At 66.4% G+C, this 24,063-nt stretch carries 20 protein-coding genes; 1 reads left to right on the top strand and 19 read right to left on the bottom strand.

Annotated elements, in window-relative coordinates; genetic code table 11:
- Window positions 1-49: 49 nt before the first annotated feature.
- The 7 genes from CH274_RS06790 to ftsY all read right to left on the bottom strand — a co-directional run bounded on the left by CH274_RS06790 (window position 50) and on the right by ftsY (window position 9,844).
- On the bottom strand, window positions 50-1,156 hold the full coding sequence (locus CH274_RS06790; RefSeq protein ID WP_179275682.1) for an amidohydrolase family protein: 1,107 nt from the start codon (window positions 1,154-1,156) through the stop codon (window positions 50-52).
- Window positions 1,157-1,175: 19 nt separating this feature from the next.
- Window positions 1,176-2,735: a signal recognition particle protein gene (ffh, locus tag CH274_RS06785; RefSeq protein ID WP_032398352.1), complete on the bottom strand. Its 1,560-nt coding sequence runs from the start codon at window positions 2,733-2,735 to the stop codon at window positions 1,176-1,178.
- A 130-nt stretch (window positions 2,736-2,865) separates the two neighbouring features.
- Window positions 2,866-3,810: a M23 family metallopeptidase gene (locus CH274_RS06780; protein ID WP_094657007.1), complete on the bottom strand. Its 945-nt coding sequence runs from the start codon at window positions 3,808-3,810 to the stop codon at window positions 2,866-2,868.
- A gap of 257 nt (window positions 3,811-4,067) precedes the next feature.
- Window positions 4,068-6,599: a [protein-PII] uridylyltransferase gene (locus CH274_RS06775; RefSeq protein ID WP_032398350.1), complete on the bottom strand. Its 2,532-nt coding sequence runs from the start codon at window positions 6,597-6,599 to the stop codon at window positions 4,068-4,070.
- On the bottom strand, window positions 6,589-6,927 hold the full coding sequence (locus CH274_RS06770) for a P-II family nitrogen regulator (RefSeq protein ID WP_019664269.1): 339 nt from the start codon (window positions 6,925-6,927) through the stop codon (window positions 6,589-6,591). The genes CH274_RS06775 and CH274_RS06770 overlap by 11 nt, the downstream gene beginning before the upstream one ends.
- 72 nt (window positions 6,928-6,999) lie before the next feature.
- Window positions 7,000-8,289 (bottom strand): ammonium transporter, encoded by a 1,290-nt coding sequence (locus CH274_RS06765; protein ID WP_176459326.1) that lies wholly within the window; start codon window positions 8,287-8,289, stop codon window positions 7,000-7,002.
- Between the two features lie 202 nt (window positions 8,290-8,491).
- A complete protein-coding gene (ftsY, locus tag CH274_RS06760; protein ID WP_094657245.1) occupies window positions 8,492-9,844 on the bottom strand; it encodes a signal recognition particle-docking protein FtsY in 1,353 nt (450 codons plus the stop codon).
- Window positions 9,845-9,948: 104 nt separating this feature from the next.
- On the opposite strand from ftsY, the gene CH274_RS06755 reads away from it, so the two are divergent.
- Window positions 9,949-10,581, top strand: coding sequence for an MSMEG_1061 family FMN-dependent PPOX-type flavoprotein (locus CH274_RS06755; protein ID WP_094657006.1), 633 nt, complete (start codon window positions 9,949-9,951; stop codon window positions 10,579-10,581).
- Between the two features lie 16 nt (window positions 10,582-10,597).
- Here the strand turns inward: CH274_RS06755 and smc are convergent, their stop codons facing one another.
- From smc to CH274_RS06695, 12 genes are all read right to left on the bottom strand, one after another.
- Window positions 10,598-14,374 (bottom strand): chromosome segregation protein SMC, encoded by a 3,777-nt coding sequence (gene smc, locus CH274_RS06750; protein WP_256993491.1) that lies wholly within the window; start codon window positions 14,372-14,374, stop codon window positions 10,598-10,600.
- Between the two features lie 60 nt (window positions 14,375-14,434).
- Complete coding sequence (locus CH274_RS06745; protein ID WP_094657244.1) at window positions 14,435-14,710, bottom strand: acylphosphatase; 276 nt, start codon at window positions 14,708-14,710, stop codon at window positions 14,435-14,437.
- A complete protein-coding gene (locus tag CH274_RS06740; RefSeq protein ID WP_256993490.1) occupies window positions 14,707-15,615 on the bottom strand; it encodes an SMP-30/gluconolactonase/LRE family protein in 909 nt (302 codons plus the stop codon). Before CH274_RS06740 ends, CH274_RS06745 begins: the two co-directional genes overlap by 4 nt.
- Window positions 15,615-16,043 (bottom strand): OsmC family protein, encoded by a 429-nt coding sequence (locus tag CH274_RS06735; protein WP_032397787.1) that lies wholly within the window; start codon window positions 16,041-16,043, stop codon window positions 15,615-15,617. The genes CH274_RS06740 and CH274_RS06735 overlap by 1 nt, the downstream gene beginning before the upstream one ends.
- A gap of 58 nt (window positions 16,044-16,101) precedes the next feature.
- On the bottom strand, window positions 16,102-16,968 hold the full coding sequence (gene mutM / locus CH274_RS06730; RefSeq protein WP_032397786.1) for a bifunctional DNA-formamidopyrimidine glycosylase/DNA-(apurinic or apyrimidinic site) lyase: 867 nt from the start codon (window positions 16,966-16,968) through the stop codon (window positions 16,102-16,104).
- Window positions 16,968-17,750: a ribonuclease III gene (rnc, locus tag CH274_RS06725; RefSeq protein WP_032397785.1), complete on the bottom strand. Its 783-nt coding sequence runs from the start codon at window positions 17,748-17,750 to the stop codon at window positions 16,968-16,970. Before rnc ends, mutM begins: the two co-directional genes overlap by 1 nt.
- A gap of 26 nt (window positions 17,751-17,776) precedes the next feature.
- Window positions 17,777-17,959, bottom strand: a complete 183-nt coding sequence (gene rpmF / locus CH274_RS06720; RefSeq protein ID WP_032397784.1) for a 50S ribosomal protein L32 — start codon at window positions 17,957-17,959, stop codon at window positions 17,777-17,779.
- A complete protein-coding gene (locus tag CH274_RS06715; protein WP_032397783.1) occupies window positions 17,960-18,568 on the bottom strand; it encodes a YceD family protein in 609 nt (202 codons plus the stop codon).
- Window positions 18,569-18,659: 91 nt separating this feature from the next.
- Window positions 18,660-19,451 (bottom strand): DivIVA domain-containing protein, encoded by a 792-nt coding sequence (locus tag CH274_RS06710; RefSeq protein WP_032397782.1) that lies wholly within the window; start codon window positions 19,449-19,451, stop codon window positions 18,660-18,662.
- 119 nt (window positions 19,452-19,570) lie between these two features.
- Complete coding sequence (gene coaD / locus CH274_RS06705) at window positions 19,571-20,059, bottom strand: pantetheine-phosphate adenylyltransferase (RefSeq protein WP_032397781.1); 489 nt, start codon at window positions 20,057-20,059, stop codon at window positions 19,571-19,573.
- 36 nt (window positions 20,060-20,095) lie between these two features.
- The gene (gene rsmD, locus CH274_RS06700) at window positions 20,096-20,650 is read right to left on the bottom strand and encodes a 16S rRNA (guanine(966)-N(2))-methyltransferase RsmD (protein WP_032397780.1); all 555 of its coding nucleotides are present in this window, start codon (window positions 20,648-20,650) and stop codon (window positions 20,096-20,098) included.
- Window positions 20,647-24,063, bottom strand: a complete 3,417-nt coding sequence (locus tag CH274_RS06695; RefSeq protein ID WP_045195617.1) for a pyruvate carboxylase — start codon at window positions 24,061-24,063, stop codon at window positions 20,647-20,649. The genes rsmD and CH274_RS06695 overlap by 4 nt, the downstream gene beginning before the upstream one ends.

Raw genomic sequence — 24,063 nt, 5'->3', positions numbered from 1 at the left:
CAGCTGGGTCGGTTCGGATCGGGCTGTCCTGCATCGCTTCTCGGATCGGTCACCCTCGGCCCACCGGCCCGTTCGTCGTGCGGCCGCGCCGATCGGTCACGCGTCCGCGCAGGATCACCAGCTCCGGATCGGCCAGCACGTCCGGTCCCCCTCGCGGATCGTCGGAGTAGACGACCAGATCCGCGGGCGCGCCGTGCTCGAGTCCCTGCCGACCCAGCCACGACCGGGCGTCCCAGCAGGCAGCACCGAGCGCGTCGGTCGCAGAGAGACCCACGGCGGCCAGCGCGGCTACCTCGTCGGCGATGCGTCCGTGCGCGATCGATCCACCGGCATCGGTACCTGCGTAGATGGGAATGCCTGCGTCATGGGCTCGTCCGACGGTGGCGGCGACGCGTTGGTGGAGCGCCCGCATGTGCCGGGCGTAGACCGGATACCGGGTGGCGGAATCGGCGATGCCGGGGAACGTCTCGATGTTGATCAGCGTCGGTACCAGAGCGGTGCCGTGATCGACCATCATCTCGACGGTCTCGTCGGTCAGACCGGTGCCGTGCTCGATGCAGTCGATTCCCGCCGCAATCAGACCGGGCAGAGCATCCTCGCCGAACACGTGGGCTGTCACCCGCGCTCCCTCGGCGTGGGCGGCAGCGATGGCGTCGACGAGGATCGAGTCGTTCCACAGTGGCCGGAGATCTCCCACCGAGCGGTCGATCCAGTCGCCGACGAGCTTGACCCAGCCGTCGCCGAACCGGGCCTGCTGAGCCACCGCCTCCGGCAGTTGCGATTCGTCCTCGATGTCGATCGCCAGACCCGGGATGTATCGCCTGGGTGATGCGATGTGGCGGCCCGCTCGGATGATGCGAGGTAGGTCCTCGTACTCGTCCAGGGCGCGTGTGTCGACCGGGGACCCGGCGTCGCGCAGCAGCAGCGCGCCGACGCCTCGCTCGGTCTCGGCCTGTCGGATCGACCCGATCAGGTCGGTGTGTCCCCCGCCGTATTCGATCCCGACATGGCAGTGGGCGTCGACCAGGCCGGGCAGGACCCACCCGCCGTCGTGGACGAAATCCGCATCCGCAATGGGCTCGGTGGACAGAACACCGCCCTCGATCCAGAGGTCGATCTCCGTCCCGTCCGGCAGTCCGCGGCCCCGCACCCGCATGGCCGACACGTGCGCGCGCTTACTTCTTGGGCAGTTTCAGTTGCGAGAGGTCGATGCCTTCCAGCCCTGGCGGCAACTGGTCGAGGCCCTTGGGCATGGACGACAGGTCGGGCATTCCCGCCGGCATTCCGCCCGGCATGCCAGGGAATCCACCGCGGATCTTCGGCTGCGTCGGACCGCGAGCGCCCTTCTTGCCTTTCTTGCCCTTCTTGTTGTTCCGTACCTGCTTGCGCGCGCCCGGCATGCCCATCCGACCGGCCATGGCCGACATCATCTTGCGAGCCTCGAAGAACCGGTCGACCAGCTGGTTGACGTCGGAGACCTTGACGCCCGAACCGTTCGCGATACGCAACCGTCGTGACGCGTTGATGATCTTCGGGTCGGTACGTTCCTGCGGCGTCATGCCGCGGATGATGGCCTGAACCCGGTCGAGTTGCTTCTCGTCGACGTTGGCGAGTTCTTTCATCTGGCCGGCACCGGGCAGCATGCCCAGCAGGTTTCCGATCGGCCCCATCTTGCGGACGGCCATCATCTGCTCGAGGAAGTCGTCGAGCGTGAGTTGCCCCGAGCCGATCTTGTTGGCCGTCGCCTCGGCCTGCTCGGCATCGAAGTGCTGCTCGGCCTGCTCGATGAGGCTCAGCACGTCGCCCATGCCGAGGATGCGGCTCGCCATGCGATCGGGGTGGAAGACGTCGAAATCCTCGAGCTTCTCACCGGTCGACGCGAACATGATCGGCTGGCCTGTGACCTCACGGACGCTCAGCGCAGCACCGCCGCGGGCATCGCCGTCGAGCTTGGTGAGTACGACACCGGTGAAGCCGACGCCGTCACGGAACGCCTCGGCGGTGCTGACGGCGTCCTGACCGACCATCGCATCGAGAACGAACAGCGTCTCGTCCGGCTCGACCGCGTCGCGAATTCCCGCGGCCTGATTCATCAGCTCGCTGTCGATGCCGAGGCGACCCGCGGTGTCGACGATGACCACGTCGTACTGCTTGCTGCGAGCCTCGGCGATGCCGGCCCTGGCAACCTCGACGGGATCCGCTGCCGAGACTCCGAGTGCATTGTCGCCGCCGCCGATGGACGTGCCGGGGTGCGGCGCGAAGACGGCGGCACCGGCGCGCTCGCCCACGATCTGCAGCTGGCTCACGGCACCGGGACGCTGAAGGTCGCACGCGACGAGCAGTGGGGTGTGGCCCTGGCCCTTGAGCCATTTCGCGAGCTTGCCCGCCAGCGTCGTCTTGCCCGAACCCTGCAGACCGGCGAGCATGATCACCGTGGGCGGGTTCTTGGCGAAGACGAGCCTGCGAGTCTCGCCGCCGAGGATGCCGACCAGTTCCTCGTTGACGATCTTGACGACCTGCTGGGCCGGGTTGAGCGCGCCCGAGACCTCGGCACCCTTGGCCCGGACCTTGATGCGGTTGATGAATTCACGTACGACGGGCAGTGCCACGTCCGCTTCGAGCAGGGCCAGACGGATCTCACGGGCCGTGGCGTCGATATCCGCGCCGGACAGTCGACCTTTGCCACGCAGGTCCTTGAGAGTCCCGGTCAACCTGTCGGAAAGGGATTCGAACACCGATTGCACTCCTGAGCTAGCCGATCACCGAAAACGAGCCGAATCCGGCACGGTCACCAGACTAGCGGCAGCACGCCTCGTCGTCGCTGGGGCGTTCGACTGTCGTGTCGAACGTGTCGATGCCGACCGGTCAGGCGTTGCGCGCGGAATCGTTCCACGTCACTGCCACACCCCGGGTGGCGAGCCACTGCGCGGGGTCGACCTTGACGCCGGAGGGATCGTGCACCTCGAAGTGCAGGTGTGGGCCTGTCGACTGGCCACGGTTGCCGACGGTGGCGATCTGCTCACCGGCCGACACACGCTGGCCGGGATGAACGGAGAAGTCGTTGACGTGTCCGTAGACCGTCTCGGTGCCGTCGTCGTGCCGCACCTTGACCCAGAGACCGAAGCCGGATGCCGGTCCTGCGTCGGACACGGTGCCGTCGGCGGCGGCGTAGATGGGCGTTCCGATGGGTGCCGCGATGTCGAGGCCACTGTGCTGGGTGCCCCATCGCGAGCCGAAGTTGGAGGTCAACACCCCTGCCACGGGCTGCACTGTGCCCTTCTTCAGCGAGCGCAGGCTCTCGAGGGGTGACTGAACACCGGCTCCCAGCTGCCCAAGGCCGACATCGTCGAGCCATTGCTGGGCGGCAGCGCCGGGATCGGCTCCGAATGCGGCCAGTGGGTCGGAGGTCGGTGCGGGTGCTGGTTCCGCAGCGGGCGCGGTTTCGGCAGGCGCGGCCTCGGGCGGTGCGGGCTGCGACGGCGGAAGCGGGGGCGCGAGCTGTGGGGGTACGAACTGCGGGATCTCGAGTTGGGGTAGCTCGAACTGGGGTAGCTCGAATCCAGCGGGCAGTAGTCCCTCCGGTACGGCGAACGGGAGTCCGGCTGCGGGTGGCTCCGGAAGCGGCGCGGCCGCGGCGGTGCCTGCACCCATCGACGTCGCGCCGACGACGATCGCGCCGGTCGCGACGACGATGGTGGCCGCCCGTCGACCGACGACGGGGCTGTCCGGTACGGCGCGGTGCCTGCCGCCCGTGGGACGCGCTGCGAAGTCGGTCGGTGTGTGGACGGTCGACCGTCGGTGGGATCCCACAGTTCGTGCCTCTCGAATGACCAGGAGTGGAGCCTGCAGGAACGACGTGGTTCCAGCAGTGCGGAGCCTGCAGGAACCACATGGTTCCAGCAGGAACGATGTGGTTCGAGCAGTGTGGAGTGTGCAGGAACGGCTGAGAGTGTCGTTTCTGCGTGGGGACGAATGTAACAAATCGGCATCGGCGGCAGTCCCGTCGGCCGGAAGTTCGTGAGAAGTCACCAGCGCGAGCCGGTCTGCTGTCGCATTCCGACCCGCGGTCAGGTGCCTTCCGGCTTTTCCGGAGGCTTGGGCGGTTCGGGGGCGGGTACGACCGCGAGGATCGCTCGCTCGAGGTCCTCGCGCACCGCCCTGCTGTCTGCTCCCGCCAGGTCGATGCAGAACGAGTCGACCACCGAGCTGCCCAGGGTCGACACGCGTGCCCACCGGATGTCGGATCCCTGCTGTTCGATCGCGCTGGCCAACCGGCAGAGCAGACCGAGCCGGTCCTCAGCTCGTAGCTCGAGTACCACCTGACCTGGTTCGTTGTCGTCGAACCAGAGCACCCGAGGCGGAGCTTGAGCGTAGAGAACCGGGACGGCCGAATCCTCTGCGTCGTCCTCGACGGTGTCGGCTCTTGCGTCGCGTTCCTTGGCGTCGAGCACGGCGACGAGGTCGAGTTCGCCGGCCTGAGCGCGGATGATCTCCTGCCGCAGCAGACCGGCCTGCGGCGGGGATCCGAAGAGCGGCGCGACGTCGAACGAGTTGATCGCCGATCCCTCGTGACTTCCGAGAGAGGCCGAGAGCACGCGCAGCGAGTGCAGTGCGAGGACTCCCGCGGCATCGGACAGCAGCCCGGGCGTGTCGGGGGCGATGACGGTGACGACGAAGGTGTGCAGCCCGTCGGTCGGCGCGATGTCGACGTGGACGCCTCCCCGCGCGGCGAGTTCGATGTGCGCCGGGTCGAGTGGATCCGGTGAGGGCAGACTCTCCCCCGCCATTACCAATCTGCACCGACGCACGAGCTCACGGATGAGCGAGGCCTTCCAGTCACCCCACACCCCGGGGCCGGTGGCGAGCGAATCCGCTTCTGCCAGTGCGTGAAGCAGCTCGAGCAGAATCGTGTCGGCACCGAGCGCGTCGACGACGGTTTGCACGGTTGCGGGGTCGTCGAGGTCGCGTCTGGTGGCGGTCTCCGGCAGCAGTAGGTGGTATCGCACCATCGCCGTCAGCAGTGCCACGTCGGAAGGCCACAGGCCGAGCCTGTTGCCGATCTGGATGGCCAGATCTGCGCCGACGACACTGTGATCGCCGCCGCGTCCCTTGCCGATGTCGTGGATCAGTGCGCCGAGCACCAACAGATCAGGACGCGCAACGCGGGTGGTCAATGCGCTTGCGTAGGCTGCGGTTTCGACCAGATGTCGATCGACCGTCCACGTGTGCACCGCATCTCGCGGGGGTAGGTCGCGTACCGCGCCCCACTCCGGAATGAGCCTGCCCCACAGTCCGGTTCGATCCAACGCCTCGATCGCCGCGATCGCCTTGCGACCCGATCCGAGCAACACGAGCAGATCGTTGAGTGCTTCCTTGGGCCAGGGTTCCCGAAGTTCGGGGGCGCTGTCGGACAGCCGGTTCAGGGTCGAGGCGGACATCGGCATTCCGGTCTGGGCCGACGCCGCTGCGACTCGCATGATCAGGCCGGGATCCTTGTTCGGTCGAGCGTCGCGGGCGAGAACGACCTCGCCGCCGTGTTCGACGACTCCCTCGTCCAGCGGGCGTCTGACCGGGACTCGACGCAGTCTCGAAAGACCCCGTCGCGGTAACGAATTGCCTGCGGTTCGCAACCCGACGTCCACCGAATAGCTGATGGTCCGAGCCGAATCGCTCAGCACGCGTGCGAGATCGAAGCGATCCCCGATGCGCAGCGCGGCACCTATCTCGTCGGCGTCCTGCGCGCGCAGTTGATCCCGTGCTCGACCGGCGACGCGGTGCAGTTCGGTGCGCACGTCCAAGAGGCGTCCGTGCGCGAACGCCAAACCGCCACCCGGTGATTCGGGTCCGAGCCCGGGCATGCCGTCGGTCAACTGTGCGATGGAGAGGGCGTCGAGCAACTGGACGTCACGCAGTCCCCCGCGGCCGCTCTTGAGATCGGGTTCGGCGCGGTGTGCGATCTCACCGCTGCGCGACCACCGTCCGCGGGTCTGCTCGATCAGCTCGTCGAAACGCCCTCGAATACCGTTGCGCCACTGGCGACGTACGCCGCCGATGAGAAGATTGCTCAATTCGACGTCGCCGGCGATGTGACGCGCCTCGAGCATTCCGAGGGATGCCGTCATGTCGGCTGCAGCGACCTGCAGAGCCTGCGGCACCGTGCGCACACTGTGATCGAGCTTGATGTGCGCGTCCCACAGTGGATACCACAGCTTGTCGGCGACATCGGAGACGATGCGTGGTTCGAGGTCGTCGTGCAGCAGGATCAGGTCCAGATCCGAATAGGGCAGCAGTTCACGACGAGCAAGACCGCCGACAGCGACGATCGCGAAGCCGGAGTCCGGTTTGATCCCGAGCTCGGCACCTTTGGTGGTCAGCCAGAACTCGTGGAGATCGACCAGAGCCTGCCGGAGCGAGGGTGCATCGAGTCGACGATTGCGTGTTCCGCCGTCGAGTAGTTGTTTTCTGGCCCGAGCGAGATCTGCTGCAGCATCGCTCGTGCCCTTCGATGCGGAGCCCGTGGAGACCGAAGGCCCCGATCCTGACGCTTTCGCGCCAGAACCGGGGCCCACGGCCCGAGACCCTTTGGGGTCAGAGTGCATCTGCGCCACGTTCTCCGGTGCGGACTCGGATGACCGAGTCGACCGGGGAAACCCAGACCTTGCCGTCACCGATCTTGCCGGTGCGTGCAGCCTCGACGATGACCTCGACGACCTTTTCCACAGCGGCGTCGTCGACGACTACCTCGACGCGGACCTTCGGGACGAAGTCCACCGAGTACTCGGCACCTCGGTACACCTCGGTGTGGCCCTTCTGGCGGCCGTAACCCTGAACTTCACTGACTGTCATTCCGAGTACGCCGGCCTGCTCCAGCCCCGTCTTGACGTCCTCCAGGGTGAACGGTTTGACGATTGCCGTGATCAGCTTCATTTTTGCTTCCCTTCACAAGACCTCGAGTGCCCGTTGTCGTACGGTGCAGCGTTCACGTCTATCTCTACCTTGTCAGGCGAAATCATATGCAGTCTCGGCGTGCTCGGCCTCGTCGATGCCGTTCGCCTCCTCCTCGTCCGTCACACGCCAGCCGAGAGGCTTGAGCGCGAACGCGATGACCGCGGTGACGATGGCGGTGAAGATCAGCGCGAACAGTGCGATGACGATCTGCACGACGAGCTGCTTGTAGTCGCCGCCGTAGAACAGGCCGGTCTCGGATCCGAGGAAGCCGATTCCGATGGTTCCCCACAGGCCTGCGACGAGGTGAACGCCCACGACGTCGAGCGAGTCGTCGTAACCGAACTTGAACTTCAGGCCGACGGCCAGTGCGGAGAGCACACCGGCGATGACACCGAGGATCATGGCTCCGACCGGCGTGAGTGCGCCTGCGGCCGGGGTGATCGCGACCAGACCTGCAACGATGCCCGAGGCGGCGCCGAGGCTGGTGGCGTGTCCGTCGCGGATGCGCTCGGTGATGAGCCAGCCCACGATGGCGGCTGCCGTGGCTGCGGTGGTGTTGACCCAGGCCACACCGGCGATTCCGTCGGCCGCGAAGGCGGAACCGGCGTTGAATCCGAACCAGCCGAACCACAGCAGAGCTGCGCCGAGCATCACGAACGGAAGGTTGTGCGGGCGGTAGGCGACCTTGCCGAAGCCGGCGCGCTTGCCGATGATGATCGCCAGAATCAGACCGGCGATACCGGCGTTGATGTGCACGACGGTGCCACCGGCGAAGTCGATCGGAGCGACGTTGGCGACGAGTCCGCCTTCACCGTCGTCGGTGGTGCCGAAGATCATTGCCGCAAGACCGTTCTCGGATCCGGAGAGCAGTCCGCCGCCCCAGACCATGTGCGCGAGCGGGAAGTACGCGAGGGTGACCCAGATACCGGCGAAGGCGAGCCAGGTGCCGTACTTGACGCGGCCTGCGATCGAGCCGCTGATCAGTGCGACCGTGATGATGGCGAAGGTGACCTGGAATGCCACGTCGATGACGTTGGCGTAGCCCCATGCTCCGACGATGTAGTTGCCGTCCGCGTCGGTGATCGAATCCTTGAGTCCGAAGAACTCGAACGGGTTGGCGAAGACTCCGCCGATGTCCTGGGTGCCGTAGGACATCGACCAGCCCCACAGGAAGTAGATGATCGAGACGACGGCCATTGCTCCGAACGACATCATCATCATGTTCAACACGGACTTCTGCTGCGACATACCGCCGTAGAAGAACGCCAAGCCCGGCGTCATCAGCAGTACCAGCGATGCTGCCATCAGCATCCACGCGGCGTTGCCGGAGTTGGCCAACATATCCTCGGGACTCACGTACACCCTCCATTCTCCTGCACACCGGTTGGCGCGCCGTTAAGCAAGAAGAGTGGTTTCACGAGGTTTCATCCGTGACACTCGGGTGTTTCGGACATGTGAACGCATGACCGGATTCTGTTGCAAAAAGGTTTCGTGCTGGCGTTTGTGCTTTTTCCCCGTTTCGCAGGCCACCCTGCGGGGTCGATCAGCCGAGCAGCGCGTCCACGAACGCACCGGGCTCGAACGGTGCCAGATCGTCGGCACCTTCCCCGAGACCGACGAGCTTGACGGGCACTCCGAGCTCACGCTGCACCTGAAAAACGATGCCACCCTTCGCGGTTCCGTCGAGCTTGGTCAGCACGACACCTGTGATGTTCACGATCTCGGCGAAGACACGGGCCTGCGTCAGTCCGTTCTGGCCCACGGTTGCGTCGAGAACGAGCAGAACGTCGTCGACGTGGGCCCTCTTCTCGATGACACGCTTGACCTTGCTCAGTTCGTCCATCAGACCCGATTTGGTGTGCAACCGTCCCGCGGTGTCGATGAGAACCACATCGACGCCGTTCTCGATCCCTTTGCTCACCGCGTCGAAGGCGACCGCAGCCGGATCCGCTGCCTCCTTGCCGCGAACCACCTCGGCACCCACTCGCTCGGCCCAGGTCTGCAGCTGATCGGCCGCAGCAGCGCGGAACGTGTCGGCGGCACCGAGCAGCACCCGCCGCCCGTCCGCGACCAGCACCCGAGCCAGTTTGCCCGTGGTGGTGGTCTTGCCGGTGCCGTTGACTCCGACCACCAGCAACACCGCGGGGGCACCGTCGTGTGGCAGAGCACGAATGGACCGGTCGAACTCGGGGTGCAACTGCGCCACGAGAATTTCGCGCAGCAGGGCCCTGGCATCGGCTTCGGTGCGAATACTGCGGGCCGCCATCTGCTCACGCAGCGTCCGCATGATCTCCGCGGTGGTCGCCGAACCGATATCGGCGATCAGCAGGGTGTCCTCGACCTCTTCCCACGAATCCTCGTCCAGGTCGCCGCCGCCGAGCAGTCCCAGCAGGCTCTTGCCCACCGCGGACTGAGATCGTGCGAGCCGCCCACGGAGACGATCGAGCCGGCCCTCGGTCGGGTCGATGGTGTCCAACCGGCGAGGCGCAGGAGCAACGGGGTCTTCCACCGGAGGCTCGGGCGCAACGGGCTCGGCGACGGTGACATCGGTCGCCGGGGCCTCCGGTTCGAGCACTTCCGGCTCGATCCAGACGGTCTCCGATTCGACCGGTTCGGCCGTGGGAACCACCGGCGGCGGCTCCACCGGCTTCGGCTCGGCCGGCTTGGGGGCCTTCGGGATCACGGGCTCGGCTGTCGCCGTTCCCTGACTGAACGAGAAACCGCTGCCCGCGGTGTAGCCACCGGATCTGTCCTTGGTGGCCGCGTCCTCGATTCGCGCCGCCTCGTCCGACTTGAGGGACACTCTCCGACGACGGGAGAGCGCCAGCCCGACGACGAGGACGACGAGCAGGACGGCAGCGATCGCCGCGACGATGATCCACGCTTGGTTACTCACGTGGAACATCCTCTCAGGCGATCGTGGCCGCTCGTCACCGGTGGTGCACCGACCGCGAAAAAGCGCTTCCCGCCCGGGAGTTCGAGTCGATAGCATTCACGGTCATGGAGTGGACCACGGTGCGTGACGCCGCCGAGCTGACCGAGATGTTCGGAGAGCCGAGCTTCCGAGCCGCGAACAAGGACCGACGCACGCTGCACCCCCTCGACGTGCAGTGGCTCGCTGCCTCACCGTTCTGCCTCCTCGGAACCTCCGACGCGAGCGGGAGATGCGACGTCTCACCCAAGGGCGATCCGGCCGGCAGTCTGGTGCACGTCCTCGACGACGCCACGATCGCCCTCGCCGAGCGGCCGGGCAACCGCCGGATGGACGGCTATCGCAACATTCTCGAGAACCCGTTCGTCGGCCTGAACTTCTTCGTCCCCGGCCGCGGCGACACCCTTCGCATCAACGGTCGCGCGTCCCTGGTCACCGACGCGCCGTTCTTCGACGAGCTTCGGGTCGAGGGTCATCGCCCGATCTTGTGCCTGGTCGTCGACATCGAGGAAGTGTTCCACCACTGTGCGAAGGCGTTCATGCGGTCCAAGTTGTGGCAGCCCGAGACGTGGGACGCCGACGCCATCCCCGATGTCGCCACTCTGACGAAGGCGTTGATTCCGCAGGCTCCCGAGACGGTGGAGGAACTACGCGAGTACTACGGACCGTCCTACGCCGAGCAGCTGTATCCGAAGCAGTAGCTGCGGCGGACGAACCTCAGGAGACGGTGTCGGGTTCGGCGACGACGGATGCCGCCTCCGGCTCGTGGGCGTCCGGTCCCACCGCGTCCGACTCGTGGGCGTCGGGCTCCACCGCGTCCGGCTCGTGGGCGTCCGGCTCGTGGGCGTCGGGCTCCACTGCGTCCGGCTCCACTGCGTCCGACTCGGCCGCGGGCACCGCGACGCGTTCTCGGTTCAACCGCTGCGAGATGACCGTGGTGATGCCGTCGCCGCGCATGCTGACGCCGTACAGCGCGTCGGCCACCTCCATCGTCGGTTTCTGGTGCGTGATCACGATCAGCTGCGACTTCTCGCGAAGCTGCTCGAACAGTCCGATCAGACGACGCAGGTTGGTGTCGTCCAGTGCGGCCTCGACCTCGTCCATGACGTAGAACGGTGACGGTCGGGCGCGGAAGATGGCCACCAGCATGGCCACCGCGGTCAGCGATTTCTCGCCACCGGAGAGCAACGAGAGTCGCTTGACCTTCTTGCCGGGCGGGCGGGCCTCGACCTCGATGCCGGTGGTGAGCATGTCCGACGGGTCGGTCAGGATCAGTCGTCCTTCACCGCCGGGGAAGAGCTTGGCGAACACCCCGGTGAATTCTCGTTCGACGTCGAGCCAGGCCTCGGTGAAGACCTGCAGGATCCGTTCGTCGACGTCGGCGACGACGCCGAGAAGGTCCTTGCGGGCGGACTTGACGTCCTCGAGCTGGGTGGACAGGAAGTTGTAGCGCTCCTCGAGGGCCGCGAACTCCTCGAGGGCGAGCGGGTTCACCTTGCCGAGTGTGGCGAGGTCGCGCTCGGCGCGTTTGGCGCGCTGCTCCTGGGTGGCTCGGTCGAACGGCATCGGGGCAGGTGCCACCACCTGCTCACCCCGCTCCTTGGCCGCCTCGTACTCGGCCATCTCCAGTTCGGTGGGAGGCAGGGCCACATCGGGCCCGTACTCGGCCACCAGATCGTCGAGGCCGATGCCATGCTGCTCGAGAATCGTCGTCTCGAGTTGTTCGATCCGCAGCGCTGCCTGCGCACGGGCGACCTCGTCCCGGTGCACGGCGTCGGTGATCGACGCCAGCTGACCCTGCAGGGCTCGGACCTGCTCTTTGACCTTGTCGAGCTCGATTGTGCGCGTTGCACGTTCGGCGGACAGCTCGTCGCGTCTCCGGGCAGCGGCCGCAACGACCGTGGCCAACCGCGCGGCGACTTCTTCGCCCGCTTCCCCGACCGCCGCCGCCACTGCGGCCGCATGCCGACGCGCTGCGCTCTCGCGCTCGGCTCGCGCCCTGGCCTCACGCTCGGCTCGCGCCGCCCGTCGAAGCGAATCCGCCCGGCCTCGTACGGACTGTGCGCGCTCTTCGGCGGTCCGCACGTTCAACCGAGCTTCGACCTCTACCGCACGCACTTCGGTCAATGCCGCTGCCGCCATCTCCCGTTCCATGGTTGTCGCAGCGTCACCGCTCTCGCCGTCTCCCGCGAAACCGGATTGCTCGTCTTCTGCCGTCCGCAGGTTCTCTTCAAGCTCGGCCAGCCGCGCGATCGCTTCTTCTCGACTGGCCTCGGCAGAGCTACGCTGCGTCGTCAATCGCGCCGACTCCGCGTGAGCCGAACGCGCCAGTTGACCCAATCGGCCCAACTGTTCGTATACCGCGGCCATCGCGGCGTCGGATTCGTTGAGTGCTGCGAGCGCTTGCTCGGCCGATTCGCGCCGATCCCGTTGTTCTTCCAACGCGCCTGCCAACGCCGCGTCGAGCTCCTCCGCGCGGCGGACCGCCGCGGCCAACTCCACCGTCGACGTGTCGATGGCCGACTGAACCTCGAGGGTGCTCGGACGACGGTCCGAGCCACCGGTGACCCAACCGGCTTCGACGACGTCGCCGTCCTTGGTGACCGCACGCAGCTCACCGGAATCGGAGACCAGACGGTGGGCCGCGTCGAGCGAGTCGACGGCGACCACACCGTCGAGCAGGGCCGCCATGGCCCCGGCCAGCCGGTCCGGATACTCGATCAGGTCCAGCACCCATCGAGCGCCGTTCGGGAGGTCCGGACGTGGAACCGATTGCGCTGCAACGACATTGCCGTGCACGATGGACGCGCGACCACCGTCGGCCGCACGCAGCGCCAGCACGGCATCACGCGCGGCATCGAACGATTCGGCGTGTGCGGCATCGGCGGCCGGACCCATGGCCACTGCCACCGCGATCTCGTATCCCGGCTCGACCGTGAGATGGCCCGCGAGCAGACCAGACAGACCGTCCTGCTGATTCTCCACCAGCCACCCGGCACCGTCCTTGCGTTCGAGGCCCATCGTGAGCGCCTCGATCCTGGCCTCGAACGACGCCACCTTCTTGCCCGCGATGCGTTCTTCTGCCTGCAGCTCCGTCACTCGGGCGTCGGCATGTCGCAGCGCAGCGACGGCTCGCTCGTAGTGCGTGTCGAGGCTCAGTTCGCTCGCGTCGAGGGTGCCGATCTGATCCTGCACACTCTCGAATTCGCGCTGAGCCGATTCGCCGCGCTCGCGGGCCTCGTCGATGGCCACCGACAAACGCGCCACCTCCGCGTCGATCGACTCGACCTTGGTTCGGAAGGTATCGACTCGGCCGGACAGACGCGCGAATCCCTCGCGGCGGTCGGCCACCGCGCGCACGGCAGCGAGGTGGGCACGCTCGGCGGCCGCAGCGGCGGCTTCACGCTCGGCCAGCTGCTCACGTGCCGCCTCGAGGGTTTCGCGTGCCATCTCGACGGCCTCGACGAGTTCCATCTCTTCTTCGGCGACTCGATCGGCCTGCGCTTCGAGCTCGTCCGGGTCCTGGCCCCGACCGGTGGATTGCACGGCGTCGAGATGCCGAGCACGTTCGTGGGCGATTCGAACCGTCGCGTTAACGCGTTCGGCGAGGGCCGACAGACGGAACCACGTCTGCCCGGCGGCCTCGGCGCTGGGGGTCAGCCGGGCGACGGCCTGTTCGTGTTCGCCGAGTGCCACCGAGCCGGCTTCGAGGGCGTCCTGCACCATCGCGTACTGCTCACGCGCCGCTTCCTCGTCCTGGGTCTGGTTCGCGAATTCCTCGCGCCTGGCCACCAGGTCGTCGGCCACCAGTCGCAACCGGGCGTCGCGCAGGTCGGCCTGGACGGTCTGCGCGCGACGCGCGACCTCGGCCTGCCTCCCGAGAGGCTTGAGTTGGCGGCGCAATTCCGTCGTGAGGTCGGTCAACCGCGCCAGGTTGGCCTGCATCGCGTCGAGCTTGCGAACGGCCTTTTCCTTGCGCTTGCGGTGCTTGAGCACCCCGGCTGCTTCCTCGATGAAGGCTCGACGGTCCTCGGGCCGCGATTCCAGGATCGCGGCGAGCCGGCCCTGCCCCACGATCACGTGCATCTCGCGACCGATACCGGAGTCGCTCAGCAGTTCCTGAACGTCCATCAATCGGCACGAACTGCCGTTGATCTCGTACTCACCCGCGCCGTCACGGAACATACGGCGGGTGATCGAGACCTCGGAGTAGTCGATCGGGAGTGCGCCGTCGGAATTGTCTATCGTCAGAGTGACCTCTGCGCGGCCGAGCGGGGCTCGACCCGACGTGCCCGCGAAGATGACGTCTTCCATCTTCCCGCCGCGCAACGCCTTGGCGCCCTGTTCACCCATCACCCAGGTCAGGGCATCGACGACATTGGATTTGCCGGAGCCGTTGGGGCCGACGACACAGGTGATTCCGGGCTCGAAACGAAGAGTCGTCGCCGAAGCAAAGGACTTGAAGCCCTTCAGCGTCAGACTCTTGAGATACATAGCGTCCGTACTTTACCGGCACGCTGCCCGAAAGTGCGCCGAGCCTCCCGCAACGGACGATCAGCGTTCGACGAATCCCGCCAGATCTCCGCGGGCGGCGTCCCAACTCTCCACGACGAGCGTGACCCTGCCCGGAGTCCGATCGCCTCGGAGCAGGGCCAGGAGCGCCTCGAGATGCTCACGTGGGCCCTCCGCTATCACCAGGACTCGTCCGTCCGCGTGATTGGTCGCGTGACCGACGAGTCCGAGTTCGAGTGCGCGCGAGCGAGTCCACCACCGAAACCCGACGCCCTGAACGAGCCCGTGCACCCACGCCGTCAACCGTTCGTCGTTCATGCCTGCCACCCGGGCTCGAGCTTCCTGACAGTTCCATCGAAACTGGTGGCGTACAACGCTTTCTCGTCGAATCCGACGCCGCCGAAGGCGACCGACGAGGTCAGCGGAACGCCGGTCGCTATCACACAGGAGGCGCCGGATTCCGGATCGATACGGACCACCCTGCCGGCGAGATTCTGTGCGAGATAGACCGTTCCGTCGTCGCCGACGGTCAGGTCGTCCGACATCGCCAGTGGTCCGACACCGTCGATGCGAATGCGCGCGGACGGTCCGGACGGATTCTTCTCGTCGAGCACGGTGAGCGTGGTCTCGAGATCGAACGTGTTGGCCACGTACATCTTTCCGTTACCGATTCCGATGCCGTTGGCCGATCCCAGATCGGTACGCACCGTCGACACCGAACCGTCGACCGCAACGCGCGTCAGGCCGGAGTGGCCACCCAGGTTGCGGGTGGTGAACAGATCACCGGTCGCCGATCGCGCCAGCCCGTTGGGCATCGTCAGGCCCGACGCGTACGTCGACCGAACCCCCGTGCCGAGATCGATCGTGTCGACGGTGCCGGTTCGGCTATCGAGAAGACCTGCGGCAGCGCTGTTTCCGGTCGTGAAGTACAGCGTGTCGGCGTCGCGGACCAGTCCGCCAGGCGACTGGACGTCGGCGACGAGTGTGCCCCGTGCGCCGTTGGGGGCCACGGTACGCAGCGCGCCGGGTCCGATGAGAGAGGTCTCGGACACGATCATCGAGCCGCGGCCGTCGAACTCGAGGTTCTCGAGCACCCCGAATCCCGACGCCACCGTGCTCACCGACCACGGAGTGCAACTGCTCGACGCCTCGGCGGTGGGAGCCAGGGCGGTCGCCGTGCCGAGGATCAGACCCGCGACTACTACGGCCGCCCCGGCTCTCATCAGGCGTCCACGTCGATGTCCAAGGTGATCTTCGTACCCGCCTTCAGGGTGCGCCCGACGGTGCACACCTTGTCGATGGCGCGCTCGACGACGGTGAGCAGACGCTCCTGCGCCTCGGGGTCCATCGCGCCGAGGTCGACTCGGAGAATCTCGTTCAGTTCCGGGTACAGCTCGTTTTCGCGATCGGCGGCCCCGGAGACCTCGACGGTGGCGGCGTAGTCGTCGCCCAGTCGCCGCGAGAGCGGTAGGTCCGAGCTCATGCCGGTGCATGCGGCGAGTGCGATCTTGAGCAGCTCGCCGGGGGTGAAGACGCCCTCCACCGATTCCGACCCGATGAGCACTTCGGCTCCTCGGGAGCTGCGGCCGGTGTATCGACGGGTGCCTGTGCGCTCGACCCAGAGGTTGGTCGGCGTGCTCTGTTCTGCCATGACGGAAATACTAGGCGGGCTGTTCAGGAGTCGAACCCGCGGAATGACCTGGGCGCTGTCAGCTGCGCAGGTGTCGGGGTCGCGGCTGGCAGGTGGGGCAGCTGAACGAGCTGCGGTTCATGAACTTCTCGCGTCTGATCGGGGTTCCGCACCGCGAGCACGGCAGACCCTCCTGACCGTAGGCGTCGAGGGAACGATCGAAGTAGCCGGACTGCCCGTTGACGTTGACGTACAACGCGTCGAACGAGGTTCCACCCTGCGCGAGGGCCTCGCCCATGACGGCGTGCACTGCGGTCAGAAGGCGCCGCAGCGCCGGCCGCGTCAGCGCCTCCGCGATTCGATTGCCGTGGATCTTCGCGCGCCACAGCGCCTCGTCGGCATAGATGTTGCCCACGCCCGAGAGCACCGTCTGATCGAGCAGTGCCCGCTTGATCTCGGTGTGCTTGCCGCGCAACACGTCGACCACCGATTCGGCGTCGAACAGTGGATCGATCGGATCACGGGCGATGTGTGCGACCGGTTCGGGTAACTCCGTGCCGTCCACGGTGACGATCGGGGCGAGCGCCCAGCCGCCGAAGGTGCGTTGATCGACGAAGCGCAGATCGGCGCCGTCGTCGAGTCGTGCCCGGATCCGGAGGTGCTTCTCGTCCGGGGCGGATGGCGGCTGCACCAGCATCTGTCCGCTCATGCCCAGGTGCACGACGGTGGCGAAGTCGCCGGGTTCCATCACCAGCCACAGGTATTTACCGCGCCGCCGAGCCGAGGAGACGCGCTGACCGCGCAGCTGGCCGATCAGATCGAGGCCACCGAGATCGTGACGCCGCACGGCACGAGGGTGCAGCACTTCCACCGATTGCATCGTCCTGCCGACGACGTGAGATTCCAGACCGAGCCGGACGACCTCGACCTCGGGGAGTTCCGGCATCAGGATTCGTCGGTTGCCGGCTCGCCGGGAATCGCGGTGTCGTTGTTCGACAACGTGTTCCACGCCAGACTGGCGGCCTTCTGTTCGGCTTCCTTCTTCGACCGACCGATACCGACGCCGCGCGGGAATCCGCCGACCAACACGGTCGCGGTGAATTCCTTGTCGTGGTCGGGTCCGGTCGACGAGATCTCGTACGCCGGGACGCCGAGTGCACGTTCGGCGGTCAGTTCCTGCAGGCTCGTCTTCCAGTCCAGCCCGGCACCGAGCTTGGGAGCTCGATCGAGGAGGCCTGCGAACAGCGTCAGGACAACGGTGCGAGCGACGTCGATGCCGTGCTGGAGGTGGATTGCACCCAGCAACGACTCCATGCCGTCGGCAAGAATGCTCGGCTTGTCGCGCCCACCGGTCTGTTCCTCGCCCTTACCCAGCAGCAGATGGCGACCCAGTCCGCCGTCACCGAGACCGCGCGCGACTTCCGCCAAGGCGTGCATGTTGACCACGCTCGCCCTGATCTTGGCCAGCTGACCTTCGGATTTGGTGGGATGCACCGCGTAGAGGTGCTCGGTCACCGCAAGACCGAGGACGGAATCTCCCAGGAACTCGAGCCGCTCGTTGGTGGGCAGACCACCGTGTTCGTACGCGAACGATCGGTGCGTCAGCGCCAACGTCAGCAGAGGTTCCGACAGGGAAACACCGATAGCGGCGAGGAGCGACTCTCGGTCGTCCCCGCCGCCGGCGGCAGTGGAGCTATTCTTCTGTGAACCGCTGTTGTGCCGGTCCACTACTTCGTTTGTCACGTAAGCGGAAATCAGACCGCTGCGACGACCTGGCGGCCCTTGTAGGTGCCGCACGAGGGGCACGCGATGTGGGGCAGAGTCTTCTCGCCGCAACCGCGGTTGGGGCACGTCACGAGGGTGGGCGCAGTGGTTTTCCACTGTGCACGACGCGACCTCGTGTTGGAACGCGACATTTTGCGCTTCGGGACAGCCACTTACTTCTCCTCGGCTTCGTTGTTCACAAGTTCTGTGCTCGGTTCTGGATCCACGCCAAATTTGGCTGCAAGACCAGCCCAGCGAGGATCAATTGTATCGTGACTGTGGCCGGATTCAGCAATCGCCAGGCGAACGCCGCATTCTGGGCACAATCCCTCGCACTCGTCGCTGCACACGGGGTGGAGTGGAAGCTCCAGACCGACCGCGTCGACAATGACGGGTTCGAGATCTATCAGGTCGTCGACGATGCGGTGAATCTCGTCCGCATCGGTTGTCTCCTCGGTGATGCTGTTCGGGTACGCGAACAACTCCGTCAAGTAGACGTCGACGTTGCCACCGACCGGGTCGAGGCAACGAGTGCACTCCCCGGCCGTGGCCGCTCGTACGGAGCCGGTGACGAGAACGCCCTCCGAGACCGCCTGCAACTGCAGATCGAGCGAGACCGGAACACCGGCTTCGATGGCTATGGCATCGAGGCCGATTCGGGAAGGAGCCGGAACCGTCCGCTCGATGGCCTTCGTCGACCCGGGTCGACGACCGAGGTTGAGAATGTCCAGAACGAATCCGTCGTCCAATTCCGGACGGGTCGTTCTCTTGGGCGGGGGCACGTCTGTTCTTCCTTACTGTCGGTATGCCTACTGTCGGTAAGCAACCCCACAACGATACGCATACGTGCATACGAGGGCAAATCGCTGCCGATCAGTGGCGGCTGCGACGCCCCTGCTCCTGGCTCCCGTACGCGGATTCTCCGTACGGCTCACTGCCGTACTCGGGCACGCCCGAGCCGGTTCGCAGCTGCTGACGCCCACGTCCGACCGAACGAATGGTGCCGCTGAGGAACTCCTCGAACTCTGCAAGCTTGGTGTCGACGTAGACGTCGCACTCGCTGCGCATCCGGTCCGATTCGGCGTGAGCGCTGTCGATCACCCGAGCCGACTCGGCGTGGGCCGCCTGAACGACCTCGGTCTCCGACACGAGGCGGTTCTGTTCGGCAGTACCGTCTGCGACGGACCGCTCGTACGACGCCGTCCCGGACTCGATCATCCGATCGGCCTCGGTGCGGGCGCGAACGGTCAGAGCCTCGTACTCGCGCTGGCCTTCGAGCACCGTTCGCTCGGCCTCCGCCTCGGCATCGGCCACGAGCTGGTCGGCATGCGCCGACGCCTCGGACACCATGCGATCTGCCTGCGCCTTGGCGTCGGCGAGAATGCGATCGGCCGAATCCCGAGCGTTCTCGACCGTGTTCTGGGCCTCGGCGTTGGCGGTGCCGACCGTCTTCTCCGCGGTGGCCCTGGCATCGCCGACGAGCTTGTCGCGATGGTCCAGTACGTCCTGGGCGTCGTCCAGCTCGCCGGGGATCGCGTCCCGAACGTCGTCGAGCAGTTCCAGGACATCGCCGCGAGGGACGACGCACCCGGCAGTCATCGGAACGCCGCGCGCCTCCTCGACAATGGCGACGAGCTCGTCGAGCGCCTCGAATACGCGGTACACCGGTTACCCCAATCGTCGAATCTGCCACTGCGCGGTCTTCACTCGCAGTGCTGCGCTGTTCAGTCTGCCCGCCGAGGCGGACGTCTGCGCTATACCGGCTCGGTGTGTCGCTCTCCGAACTACTCTGCGGCCCGCTCGGCGATACGGGCGGTCAGGCGGTCCTGAACGAAGGGCGGCAGCATCCCGGTGACGTCTCCCCCGAAGGTCGCGACTTCCTTGATCAGCGAACTGGACAGAAAGCTGTGCGCTGGATTCGCCGGGAGGAACAGCGTGTCCACTCCGGTGAGGGTTCGATTCATCTGCGCCATCTGCAACTCGTAGTCGAAATCGACCGAACTGCGCAGACCTTTGACGATCGCCGAAAAGCCTTCTTGCCGAGCGTAATCGACCAACAGTCCGTACCACGAGCCGATCCTGACGTTCGGCAGATGCTCCGTGGCGACCTCGAGCATCTCGATCCGCTCGTCGATGCTGAACATTCCCTTCTTGCTCTTGTTCACCATCACCGTGACCACCACCTCGTCGAAGGCTGCGGCCGCCCGCTCGAAGATGTCGAGGTGACCGTTGGTCACCGGGTCGAAGGATCCAGGGCAGAGTGCGCCAGTCATGCCCGCGAACCTATCAGCCGATCCCGTGCACGCTCGCTACGCACGTGCAGCGATCTCGATTCGACTCTCGCCGTACTTCTTCGACTTCTCCGGGACCAGTCCGGTCGGCCATCGGGTCTCCGGCGAACGCGACGACCGCTCCAGGACGACGACCGCATCGGGTGTGAGCCATCCCCCGACGACGAGCCTGTCCAACAGCCCGGCGACGGCAGTGTCGGTGACGGCATACGGCGGGTCGGCCAACACCAGGTCGTACTCTGCATCCGCTGCCCCGGCCAGCACGGAGGCCACCGGGGCGCAGCGGACCGAAGCGCCGGGCAATCCCACCGACTCGATGTTCTTTCGCACCACCGCTGCCGCTCGGGCATCGGACTCGACCAACACCGCCGACGACGCTCCACGCGAGAGTGCCTCCAGCCCCAGTGCTCCCGATCCCGCGAACAGATCCAGCACCGCGGCACCGTCGAGTTCCATCCGACTCTCCAGCGAGCTGAACAGCGCTTCGCGAACTCGCTCGGAGGTGGGGCGGGTGCCCTGGCCGGGAACCGACAATCGTCGACCACCCGCGACACCCGCCACGATCCGCGTCATTCGCTGCCGGCCTCTTCGCCCGTCGACCCCCCACCGATGACGACGAGCAGATCGCCGCCTTCCACCTGCTGCACACCGGAGATCGCCAACCGGGTCACGGTGCCGCCGCGGGGAGCGGTGATCGCGGCCTCCATCTTCATCGCCTCGATCGTGGCGACGGTGTCTCCGGCCGAGATCTTCTGTCCCTCCTCGACCGACAGCGTCACCACACCGGCGAACGGTGCCGGAATATGACCGGAGTTGGATCGATCCGCCTTCTCGACCGTGGGGGCCTCGCTCGAGATGGACCGGTCGCGCACCGAGACCGGACGCAACTGTCCGTTCAGAATGCACATGACGGTGCGCATTCCGCGCTCGTCGGGGTCGGAGATCGCCTCGAGCCCGATCAGCAGTTCGACGCCCTTCTCCAGGGCCACCCGATGCTCCTCGCCCTGCCGCAGGCCGTAGAAGAACTGATTGGCCGACAGCCGCGTCGTATCGCCGTACTTCTCGCGGTGAGCAGCGAGTTCGGCTGTGGGACCGGGGAACAACAGACGGTTGAGAGTCTCGCGGCGCTGAGCCGAGGTGCCGTCGAGGTTCTTCTCGTCCTCATCGGTGAGCGGTGTCACCGGCTTGCCCTCGCCACGACCCTCCAGCGCCTTCGTCCGCAACGGTTCCGGCCATCCGCCCGCAGGCGTACCCAGATCGCCGCGCAGGAATCCGATCACCGAATCGGGGATGTCGTAGCGACCGGGATTCTCGGCGAATTCCTCGGCGGACGCGCCTGCACCGACCAGAGCAAGTGCCAGATCGCCGACGACCTTCGAGCTCGGTGTCACCTTGGTCAGACGGCCCAACATGCGGTCGGCTGCAGCGTAATTGGCCTCGACGGTCTCGAACCGATCACCGAGCCCGAGCGAAATGGCCTGCTGGCGTAGGTTCGAGAGCTGTCCGCCGGGGATCTCGTGGGTGTACACGCGACCCGTCGGTGCCGGCAGACCGGACTCGAACGGCGCGTACACCTTTCGCACGGCTTCCCAGTACGGCTCGAGGTCACAGACAGCCTGCAGATTCAGGCCGGTGTCGCGCTCGGTGTGCGCGGCAGCCGCCACGATCGCCGACAACGCAGGCTGGCTGGTGGTGCCTGCCATCGCGGCGCTGGCACCGTCGACGGCGTCGGCCCCGGCCTCCCATGCAGCGAGGTAGGTCGCGAGCTGACCACCGGGTGTGTCGTGGGTGTGTACGTGAACGGGCAGATCGAAGTTCGAGCGCAGTGCCGTCACCAGAGTCTTGGCTGCGGGTGCGCGAAGCAGTCCTGCCATGTCCTTGATGGCGAGCACGTGCGCGCCTGCGTCGACGATCTGCTCGGCCAACTTCAGGTAGTAGTCGAGGGTGTAGAGGTTCTCGTTCGGGTTCGACAGATCACCCGTGTAGCTCAGTGCCACCTCGGCGAGCGCCGTGCCGGTCTCGCGCACGGCATCGATGGCCGGACGCATCTGATCGACATTGTTGAGCGCGTCGAAGATGCGGAAGATGTCGATGCCGGTGTCGGTGGCCTCGGCGACGAAGCTGCGGGTCACCTTCTCCGGGTACGGGGTGTAGCCGACGGTGTTCCTGCCGCGCAGCAACATCTGAATTGCGATGTTCGGCACGGCCTCTCGCAGGCTGGCCAATCTCTCCCACGGATCCTCGTGCAGGAATCGCAGTGCCACGTCGTAGGTGGCACCGCCCCACGCCTCGATGGAGAGCAGCTGCGGCGTGGTGCGCGCGACGTACGGAGCGACTCCGAGCAGTCCGCTCGTCCTCACGCGCGTGGCCAGCAACGACTGATGCGCGTCGCGGAACGTGGTGTCGGTGACGCCGAGGGCTTTTCGATTGCGCAGATCGCGAGCGAACCCCTCGGGTCCGAGCGCAAGCAGCCGTTGCCTCGAACCGTCCGGGATCGGGGCTGCGAAGTCCACCGGCGGCAGCTTGTCGTGCGGGTACACCGACGACGGACGCTCGCCGTGCGGCTTGTTCACCGTCACGTCGGCCAGGTACGCGAGAATCTTGGTGCCGCGGTCGCCCGAGGATCGCGAGGTGAGCAGTTCGGGGCGCTCCTCGATGAACGAGGTGGTGACCCGGCCCGCCGTGAAGTCGGGATCGACCAGAACCGCTTGCAGGAACGGGATATTCGTGGCGACACCGCGAATCCTGAACTCCGCCAGGGCTCGTCGGGCACGCGCCACGGCGGTGTCGAAGTCACGGCCTCGGCAGGTGAGCTTGACGAGCATGGAGTCGAAGTAGGCACCGACCTCGGCACCCAGAGTGGTACCACCGTCGAGGCGCACTCCGGCACCGCCCGGCGTCCGGTACGCGGTGATGCGTCCGACATCCGGGCGGAATCCGTTCGCCGGATCCTCGGTGGTGATGCGGCACTGCAGAGCCGCACCACGCAGCACGATGTTCTCCTGCTGCAGACCGAGATCGGCAAGTGTCTCTCCCGAGGCGATCCGCAGCTGGGACTGCACCAGATCCACATCGGTCACCTCTTCGGTGACGGTGTGCTCCACCTGAATTCGAGGGTTCATCTCGATGAAGACGTGATTGCCGCGGGTGTCGAGCAGGAACTCGACGGTACCGGCACACGAATAGCCGATCTGCTTCGCGAACGCGACGGCGTCGGCGCAGATCTTCTCCCGCAATCCCTCGGGCAGATTCGGAGCCGGAGCGAGCTCGATGACCTTCTGATGCCGACGCTGCACGCTGCAGTCGCGCTCGAACAGGTGCACCACGTTGCCCTGGCCGTCGGCCAGGATCTGAACCTCGATGTGCCGGGGATCGATCACGGCTTGCTCGAGGAACACGGTCGGATCACCGAAGGCCGATTCCGCCTCGCGCGCAGCAGCTTCGATGGATTCGCGCAGCTGCTCGGGCTCGGCCACTCGGCGCATACCGCGGCCGCCACCGCCCGCGACGGCCTTGACGAACAGCGGGAACGTCATCGACTCGGACTCGGCGACGAGCGCGTCCACATCGGACGACGGTTCCGACGACGCCAGTACCGGAAGTCCAGCCGCCTTGGCTGCCGCGATCGCGCGGGCCTTGTTGCCGGTCAGTTCGAGAACATCGGCGGACGGGCCGACGAAGGTGATGCCTGCTTCGGCGCACGCCGCGGCCAGATCCGGGTTCTCGGAAAGGAATCCGTATCCGGGGTACACCGCGTCCGCGCCGCTGCGCTTGGCAGCGGCGACGATCTCGTCGACCGAGAGATACGCGCGAACGGGATGGCCCTTCTCCCCGATCTGGTACGCCTCGTCGGCCTTCGTCCGATGTACCGAGTTCCTGTCCTCGAACGGGAACACCGCAACGGTCGAGGCCCCGAGTTCGTAGGAGGCGCGAAAGGCACGGATGGCAATTTCACCGCGGTTGGCAACCAAAACTTTGGAGAACAT

The organism is Rhodococcus sp. 06-418-5 (genome assembly GCF_002258285.1).
Taxonomy (GTDB): domain Bacteria; phylum Actinomycetota; class Actinomycetes; order Mycobacteriales; family Mycobacteriaceae; genus Rhodococcoides.
The sequence above is the reverse complement of the archived record's forward strand: the minus strand, read 5'-3'. Positions and strand labels throughout refer to the sequence as shown.

What these genes read in the sequence shown, in the direction of transcription:
- CH274_RS06790 (WP_179275682.1), bottom strand. Translation starts at nt 1,156, where the DNA reads ATGCGGGTGCGGGGCCGCGGACTGCCGGACGGGACGGAGATCGACCTC.
- CH274_RS06775 (WP_032398350.1), bottom strand. Translation starts at nt 6,599, where the DNA reads ATGCACTCTGACCCCAAAGGGTCTCGGGCCGTGGGCCCCGGTTCTGGC.
- CH274_RS06770 (WP_019664269.1), bottom strand. Translation starts at nt 6,927, where the DNA reads ATGAAGCTGATCACGGCAATCGTCAAACCGTTCACCCTGGAGGACGTC.
- CH274_RS06765 (WP_176459326.1), bottom strand. Translation starts at nt 8,289, where the DNA reads ATGTTGGCCAACTCCGGCAACGCCGCGTGGATGCTGATGGCAGCATCG.
- CH274_RS06755 (WP_094657006.1), top strand. Translation starts at nt 9,949, where the DNA reads ATGGAGTGGACCACGGTGCGTGACGCCGCCGAGCTGACCGAGATGTTC.
- smc (WP_256993491.1), bottom strand. Translation starts at nt 14,374, where the DNA reads ATGTATCTCAAGAGTCTGACGCTGAAGGGCTTCAAGTCCTTTGCTTCG.
- CH274_RS06745 (WP_094657244.1), bottom strand. Translation starts at nt 14,710, where the DNA reads ATGAACGACGAACGGTTGACGGCGTGGGTGCACGGGCTCGTTCAGGGC.
- CH274_RS06740 (WP_256993490.1), bottom strand. Translation starts at nt 15,615, where the DNA reads ATGAGAGCCGGGGCGGCCGTAGTAGTCGCGGGTCTGATCCTCGGCACG.
- CH274_RS06735 (WP_032397787.1), bottom strand. Translation starts at nt 16,043, where the DNA reads ATGGCAGAACAGAGCACGCCGACCAACCTCTGGGTCGAGCGCACAGGC.
- mutM (WP_032397786.1), bottom strand. Translation starts at nt 16,968, where the DNA reads ATGCCGGAACTCCCCGAGGTCGAGGTCGTCCGGCTCGGTCTGGAATCT.
- coaD (WP_032397781.1), bottom strand. Translation starts at nt 20,059, where the DNA reads ATGACTGGCGCACTCTGCCCTGGATCCTTCGACCCGGTGACCAACGGT.
- rsmD (WP_032397780.1), bottom strand. Translation starts at nt 20,650, where the DNA reads ATGACGCGGATCGTGGCGGGTGTCGCGGGTGGTCGACGATTGTCGGTT.
- CH274_RS06695 (WP_045195617.1), bottom strand. Translation starts at nt 24,063, where the DNA reads ATGTTCTCCAAAGTTTTGGTTGCCAACCGCGGTGAAATTGCCATCCGT.